This is a genomic window from Pseudomonas sp. GW821-FHT01D09 (assembly GCF_059422465.1).
Genome location: NZ_JBWKWY010000012.1, coordinates 1 through 7,623 on the forward strand (window position 1 = coordinate 1; position 7,623 = coordinate 7,623).

Below are 7,623 nucleotides of genomic sequence, written 5' to 3' on the forward strand. Positions count from 1 at the left end.
CGATAGCGGTGGGTCAGTTGATAAATATTTAACTGACCCACCGCTATCGCGGGCAAGCCCGCTCCCACATAAGCCCCACATTTAGCCTGCAACTGCGTTACCAGGTCACGCCAAAGCCCGCGGTATAACGGGTCTTGCTCAGGTCGCTGTCCGAGCTGCCGCTGATGATGTCGCGTTCGGCCTTGAGATTGAGCGAAGCCCATTCGGTGACCTTGTAGCGCAGGCCCATTTCGGCATCGAGGGAATAGTCGGCAGGGCCGGCCAGGGGCTTGCCCAGTTCGCCGTTGGTGAAGAACTCCACGGTCTTGCCGATCAGGTAGCGGTTGTAGTCCCACTTCATGGCCAAGGAATAGAAGTTGTCCTTGCCGCCGTCCTGGTATTCATAGTCCGTACGGTTGAGCAACGAACCCAGGGAAAACGCCCCCAGCTCATCATCCCAGAACTGATAACCCGGACCGGTACCGACGGTGCGCTGGCGGCGCAGGTCTTCGACCCTGTCGTGCTTGTAGGTCAGGCGCCCCTGCCAGAACCATTGGTCGGTAATAAAGCGGTCCAGCGCGTACTCGGCGCTCCAGTTGTCGGTGGTGACCACATCGTTCTGGAATTCGCGGTTGTATTCGCCTTCGGCAATATGCCGCCACTTGCCGTGACGGGCGGTGGTCTTGAAGTCGATGTCATAGTCGTCGGTATCTTTTTCCGCACGCTTGTAGTCCAGCGCCACGTCGACATTGCCCTTCCATACCAGGTCCTCGATCACCGGTTTTGGCTTGATGATCTGCTGGATGCTGGCCAACTCCACCGTCTTGGGCGCCTCGCCGTTGGCCAGGATGACCTTGCCGTCCTCGGCCGGGTGCAGGGACTTGGCCTTCTCGCCGGTGTAGGCATCCTGCTTGACCAGCAGTTCCTGGTCGCTTTCCAGGGTTTTCACCTGTTTCCAGTCCACCGGGATCGCGCCGGCGTATTCGGTCTGGATCAGCAGCTTGCCGCCGTCGAAAACCTTGATCTTGCCGGTCAGGCGATCACCGTTTTTCAACCAGACCGTATCGGCCAGCACAGGGGTAGAAGCAGTAAAGACAGCGAGGCACAGCAGGGTTCTGGACAACATAAGCGGTTACGGGGCTCAAGTTTGGCGAAAAAAAGGGGCATTATCGGCGTAGCTGAAGTCTTAGCAAGGACTGACTCAAGGTTTTCTGTTGAGTTCAATTCTCAACAGCGCTTTTACAGATGTTTCTTACCTATTGACGACTCATTTCAACCGAGCTGCCTGAACCGTGAACGAGCCCGCCGACACTCCGCAAACCCCGGCCGAAATGCGCCGCACCGCGCTGTACCTGACCCTGGCCCAAGTACCCGCAGGCTGCGTGGTGAGTTACGGCGAACTGGCACACCTGGCCGGGCTGGGGCGCGCCGCACGCTTCGTGGGCCGTACGCTGAGCCAGCTTCCCGAAGGTTCGACGTTGCCCTGGCACCGGGTGGTCGCCGCCGGCGGTCGGATAAGTCTGCCCGTGGGTAGCGCTTCGGGCGATGAACAGCGTGCGCGTTTGCGCAGCGAAGGTGTCGGTATCCTGAACAATCGCGTTGATATTCAGCGTCATGGCTGGCGCCCGGTAGAGCACAGCGGTTAGAGTGCGCGCTTTGTTTCCGTAAATCTGAGGCAGACTCCAGCCCATGCCCCGTAAAACCTGGCGCGCCGCGCTCGCTGCCTATGCCAGCCCCTCGACGTTAGTGCTGCTACTGCTCGGCTTTGCCGCCGGTCTGCCTTACATGTTGGTGTTCTCGACGCTCTCGGTCTGGTTGCGTGAAGCCGGTGTGGCACGCGAGACCATTGGCTATGCGAGCCTGATCGGCCTGGCGTATGCGTTCAAGTGGGTCTGGTCGCCACTGCTGGACCAATGGCGCCTGCCGCTGTTGGGCAAGCTGGGGCGGCGTCGTTCCTGGCTGGTGCTGTCCCAATCCCTGGTGATTCTCGGCTTGATCGGCATGGGCTTCTGCGACCCGCAGAAACACCTGTCCTGGCTGATCGCCATTGCCGTGATCGTGGCGTTTGCCTCGGCAACCCAGGATATCGCGGTGGATGCCTATCGCCTGGAAATCGCCGAAGACAGCCGCCAGGCCGCCCTGGCCGCCAGTTATATGTCTGGCTACCGTATCGCCGCCCTGCTGGCCACCGCCGGCGCGCTGTTTTTTGCCGAAGGCTTTGGCTCCACCGGGTTCAACTATAAGCACTCGGCATGGACCGGCACCTACGTGCTGTTCGGTGTGCTGATGATCCCAGCCCTGCTCACCAGCTTTTTCATGCGTGAACCCGATGTGCCATTGCGCACCCAATTGCAGGCCGGGCGCTACACGTTTGCCCACCAACTGATGTCGGTATTCGTGCTGATCATCCTGCTGGTGTCGGTCCCGGCCATGTTCACCCAGCTGTACAACACCGACTTTGCCAGTGTGCTGTTCGAGGGCGTGAGCCTGCTCGACCTGCTACTGGAAGACCGCGCGTTCCTGCGCGCCATCCTCTATATCACCCTCACCGCCCTGTGCCTCTCGGCCATGGGCCGCCGGGGCCTGGCGCCGGTGCTCACGCCGGTCAACGATTTTATCCTGCGCTACCGCTGGCAGGCCCTGTTGCTGCTGGGGCTGATTGCCACCTACCGTATGTCGGACACGGTGATGGGCGTGATGGCCAACGTGTTCTATATCGACCAGGGGTTCACCAAGGATCAGATCGCCAGTGTCAGCAAGATCTTCGGCCTGATCATGACCCTGGTCGGCGCCGGCATGGGTGGCCTGCTGATCGTGCGGTTCGGCATCCTGCCGATCCTGTTTATCGGTGGTATCACCTCGGCCGGCACCAACCTGCTGTTCCTGATGCTCGCCGACATGGGCGCCGACCTGCAGATGCTGATCTTTACCATCTCCCTGGATAACTTCAGCTCGGGCCTGGCGACCTCGGCGTTCGTCGCCTACCTGTCGAGCCTGACCAACCTGAAGTTCTCCGCCACCCAGTACGCCCTGCTCAGCTCTATCATGCTGCTGTTGCCACGGCTGATCGGCGGTTACTCGGGGGTCATGGTGGAAAAGTTCGGTTATCACAACTTCTTCCTGATCACCGCAATGCTCGGTGTGCCGACGCTGCTGTTGATTGCCTTGCATTGGTACCAGGAAAGCCGGCGGATCCGTTTGAGCCCACCCGAAGAAAGCTGATCCCTGTGAGGACTTGTGTGGGAGCGGGCTTGCCCGCGATGGCATCACTGCGGTTTGCCTGACACACCGAGGCGCCTGCATCGCGGGCAAGCCCGCTCCCACACAAGCCAGCTCCCCACAGAAATCCCGTCACCACCTGATGCCTGTACTCTGGCGGCGACCGCCCGTACAATCCCAGGTCACTTCAAGTCCAAGCAACCGACAACGGCCTACCATGCGCACCAGTCAATATTTGCTCGCCACACAGAAAGAAACGCCTTCCGACGCGGTCGTGATCAGCCACCAGCTGATGCTGCGCGCCGGCATGATCCGCAAACTGGCCTCTGGCCTGTACACCTGGCTGCCCATGGGCTTGAAGGTGATGCGCAAGGTCGAAGCGATCGTTCGTGAAGAAATGAACGCCGCCGGCTCTCTGGAAGTATTGATGCCGAGCACTCAGCCGGCTGAACTGTGGCAAGAATCCGGGCGCTGGGAAGAGTACGGCCCCGAATTGCTGCGCTTCAAGGATCGTCATGGCCGCGACTTCTGCGCAGGCCCGACCCATGAAGAAGTGATCACCGACCTGATGCGCAACGAGTTGAGCAGCTACAAACAGCTGCCCCTCAACCTGTTTCAGATCCAGACCAAATTCCGTGACGAAATCCGCCCGCGCTTCGGCTTGATGCGTGGCCGCGAATTCATCATGAAGGACGCCTATTCGTTCCACGCCGACCAGCCTTCGCTGCAGGTCACCTATGACCGCATGCACCAGGCCTATTGCAACGTGTTCACCCGCCTGGGCCTGAAGTTCCGCCCGGTTGAGGCGGACAACGGCTCCATCGGCGGCGCGGGCTCCCATGAGTTCCACGTGCTGGCCGAGTCCGGCGAAGACGACATTGTCTTCAGCAACGGCTCCGACTACGCGGCCAACATCGAGAAGGCCGAAGCCGTGCCACGGGAAACGTCCCGTGCGGCGCCGGCTGAAGAGCTGCGCCTGGTCGACACCCCAGACACCAAGACCATCGCGGCCCTGGTCGAGAAATTCAATCTGCCGATTGAAAAGACCATCAAGACCCTGATCGTGCATGCCGAGGAAGAAGGCAAGTTGATCGCCCTGGTTATCCGTGGCGACCACGAACTCAACGAAATCAAGGCAGCCCAGCAACCTGGCGTGGCCAGCCCGCTGGTCATGGCCTCGGACGCCGAACTGCGTGACGCCATTGGCGCCGGCGCCGGCTCCCTGGGCCCGCTGAACCTGCCATTGCCGATCATCATCGACCGTTCGGTCGAGCTGATGAGCGACTTCGGCATCGGTGCCAATATCGACGACAAGCACTACTTTGGCGTCAACTGGGAGCGTGACCTGCCGGTGCCAACCGTGGCCGACCTGCGCAACGTGGTGGCCGGTGATCCAAGCCCGGATGGCAAAGGCACCCTGGAAATCAAGCGCGGCATCGAAGTGGGGCACATCTTCCAGCTGGGCAACAAGTACAGCCAGGCGATGAAGTGCGAAGTGCTGGGCGAAAACGGCAAGCCGGTGACCCTGGAAATGGGCTGCTATGGCATTGGCGTTTCCCGCGTGGTGGCAGCTGCCATCGAGCAGAACCACGACGACAAAGGCATTATCTGGAGCGACACCCTGGCGCCGTTCCAGATCGCCCTGGTGCCGCTGCGCTACGAAACCGAGCAGGTTCGCGAAGCCACCGACAAACTGTATGCCGAACTGACGGCCGCCGGTTTTGAAGTGCTGCTCGATGATCGTGACAAGAAGACCAGCCCAGGCATCAAGTTTGCCGACATGGAACTGATTGGCATCCCCCACCGGATCGTGGTCAGTGACCGCGGCCTGGCCGATGGCAATCTGGAATACAAGAGCCGGACCGAAGCGCAGGCCCAACCGTTGCCGGTGGCTGACGTGCTGCCCTTCCTTCAGGCGCGTATTCGTCGCTGAAAACCAGATCAAGAGAAGTCATGTTCAAGCGAAACACCAAAGCCCTGGGGGGCGTCGCCTTGTGCGGCGCCCTACTGGTCAGCGGCTGCGCCAATCACATGTCGCAGCGTAGCGAGCACGAGGAACGGATCGAGCGCAAATTGCTCGACCACAGCCTGCAGATCGATGTCGGCGAACCCAAAGTGCTTGAGCTGCCGCAACGCCGTGTGCGTATTCATGAACAGCGGACTTTTGAAGTCACTGAGTTTGAAGTCACGCGCCGCTATGATCGCTACACGCCCTACCAACCCTGGCGCGAACTCTATGAGATCCCGCTGGGCGCCGTGGCTGTCGTGGCGGGCGCCGGGGCCAACGTGGCCAACATCTTTGCCCTGGGCAACCTGCCCGACAGCATGACCCATGACTGGATCAGTTACGGCGTGGCCGGGCTCAACCCGTTCATGAACGTGCAGTCCCATGGCCGGGCGCAACAGAACCTGGCAGGCATTGATGAAATCCAGCGCGACCGCCGCCTGGAATACACCAGCCTGCCGTGGAGCGAGCGACCGGTGCAGGTAAAGGCCGGCAAGCAGACCCACGAGATGACCACCGACCGCAACGGCGTCCTGCGCCTGAACCTGTTGGACAGCCCGTTTGCCGAGCAGGACCTGAGCCAGGTGCGTACGTTGCGAATCAGCATTGAAGATGCCCAGGACGATGTGCATTCGGACTCATCCCTGGCCATCAGCAGCACCCTGCGCGGCAAGCTGCTGGAAGCCCATGCCTTGATCTACGACGACCTGGAGGATGACGAAGTCAGCCAATGGGTGCATCGGGTCAAGCGCTTGTCGGAGCTGGGCCTGGAAGAAGAAGCCAGCGAACTGGAACAGAGCCTGATTGAACTGACCCGCAACGACCCCGAGTTGCAGCAGGAATTTCTCAAGGCGCTGACCCAGGATGGCGGCCGGCTGGTGGCGGATCCCGGTACCCGCTGAGCTCTGGCAAATATCAAAATATGAGAGCGGGCTTGTGTGGGAGCGGGCTTGCCCGCGATTGCAGACTGTCAGTCGATGTATTTGTCGCTGCCCCACCGCCATCGCGGGCAAGCCCGCTCCCACACAAGCCTGCTCCCACATAAAGCCCACCTCCAGCCGTCTACCAGGGCAGCTCCAGCTGTTCATTCCCCCCGCTCAAATCGAGCAAGCGCACACCAATCCCCAGCAACCGCACCGGTTTGCCCCCCCGATTGAACGCCTGGGTCAACAACTGCTGGTAACTCTCCAGGTCCCGCCCCGCCCCCGCCTGTTCCAGGGTAGTCTGGGTAAAGTCATGAAACTTCACTTTGACAAAGGGTTTGCCCGGCCGATAACTGCTGTCGATACGCTGCATGCGCCCGGCCAGGGTTTCCATCAGTTCCGGGAGTTTTGCCAGGCAACTGGGCAGGTCCGGCAAATCGACATCGTAGGTGTTCTCTACACTGATCGATTGCCGGCGGCTGTCGTTGTGCACCGCACGTTCATCAATCCCACGCGCCAAACTCCATAACCGCTCGCCGAAACTGCCGAATTCCCGTACCAGCGCCAGCTTGTTCCACTCGCGCAATTGCAGGCAGTCCTCGATCCCCAGCCGTGCCAGCTTGTCGGCGGTAACCTTGCCGACGCCATGCAACTTGCTCACCGGCAGCTGCGATACGAAGTCTTCCACCTGGTCCGGGGTGACCACAAACAGCCCATTGGGCTTTTTCCAGTCGCTGGCGATCTTGGCCAAAAACTTGTTGGGCGCCACCCCCGCCGAAACGGTGATGTGTAACTGGTTGGAGACCCGCCGGCGGATATCCTGGGCAATGCGCGTGGCACTGCCGCCGAAATGTGCGCAATCAGAAACATCCAAATAGGCTTCATCCAGCGACAGCGGCTCGATCAGGTCGGTGTAGTCACGGAAAATCGTCTGGATTTCCTTCGACGCTTCTTTATAGGCATCCATGCGCGGCTTGACGATGGTCAGGTCGGGACACAGCTTCAATGCATGGCGCGAAGACATGGCCGAACGCACACCGTAGGCCCGCGCCTCGTAGTTGCAGGTGGCGATCACCCCGCGCCGGTCCGCCGAGCCTCCTACCGCCAGGGGCTTTTGCGCCAGGCTCGGGTTATCCCGCATTTCGATGGCAGCGTAGAAGCAATCACAGTCGACATGGATGATTTTGCGCTGCGTCATATAAAGAGAGGCGTGATCAGGACATAAAGTGGACAGATCGCCAGTATCGCACTCACACCTGTATATAGCACCAGTACTTTGAATCATCTGACAAAGCGCTAGGAAAAACCCTGGATGAATTCATTTTTTCAATCGAAGACTACGTCCCAATAGAGCTGGAGGCCACGGCCAGACTGGCCCCAACCCCTTTCAGCCACCGACTTGGAGAGCTAAGCGATTGAAGCACAAGCGCTTTTCTTGAAATCAGCGGTTGACACCCCGGCATTCCTCTGTAGAATGCCGACACACAGACGCGGGAT

The 7,623-nt window shown here is 60.1% G+C and carries 6 protein-coding genes; 4 read left to right on the forward strand and 2 right to left on the reverse strand.

The annotated features are described in order from the left end of the window. Positions 1 to 97: 97 nt before the first annotated feature. Positions 98 to 1,105 (reverse strand): DUF481 domain-containing protein, encoded by a 1,008-nt coding sequence (locus AC07W7_RS13220; RefSeq protein ID WP_076961841.1) that lies wholly within the window; start codon positions 1,103 to 1,105, stop codon positions 98 to 100. Positions 1,106 to 1,271: 166 nt separating this feature from the next. On the opposite strand from AC07W7_RS13220, the gene AC07W7_RS13225 reads away from it, so the two are divergent. The 4 genes from AC07W7_RS13225 to AC07W7_RS13240 all read left to right on the forward strand — a co-directional run bounded on the left by AC07W7_RS13225 (position 1,272) and on the right by AC07W7_RS13240 (position 6,105). After that, positions 1,272 to 1,625, forward strand: coding sequence for an MGMT family protein (locus AC07W7_RS13225; RefSeq protein ID WP_495039463.1), 354 nt, complete (start codon positions 1,272 to 1,274; stop codon positions 1,623 to 1,625). Between the two features lie 43 nt (positions 1,626 to 1,668). Next, complete coding sequence (locus AC07W7_RS13230) at positions 1,669 to 3,201, forward strand: AmpG family muropeptide MFS transporter (protein WP_495039464.1); 1,533 nt, start codon at positions 1,669 to 1,671, stop codon at positions 3,199 to 3,201. Positions 3,202 to 3,415: 214 nt separating this feature from the next. Then, positions 3,416 to 5,131 (forward strand): proline--tRNA ligase, encoded by a 1,716-nt coding sequence (locus tag AC07W7_RS13235; protein WP_076961838.1) that lies wholly within the window; start codon positions 3,416 to 3,418, stop codon positions 5,129 to 5,131. Between the two features lie 20 nt (positions 5,132 to 5,151). After that, on the forward strand, positions 5,152 to 6,105 hold the full coding sequence (locus tag AC07W7_RS13240; protein WP_076961837.1) for a hypothetical protein: 954 nt from the start codon (positions 5,152 to 5,154) through the stop codon (positions 6,103 to 6,105). Between the two features lie 160 nt (positions 6,106 to 6,265). Here AC07W7_RS13240 and dinB read toward each other — a convergent pair whose 3' ends face one another. Beyond that, the gene (gene dinB / locus AC07W7_RS13245) at positions 6,266 to 7,324 is read right to left on the reverse strand and encodes a DNA polymerase IV (RefSeq protein WP_099167806.1); all 1,059 of its coding nucleotides are present in this window, start codon (positions 7,322 to 7,324) and stop codon (positions 6,266 to 6,268) included. Positions 7,325 to 7,623 lie beyond the last annotated feature (299 nt).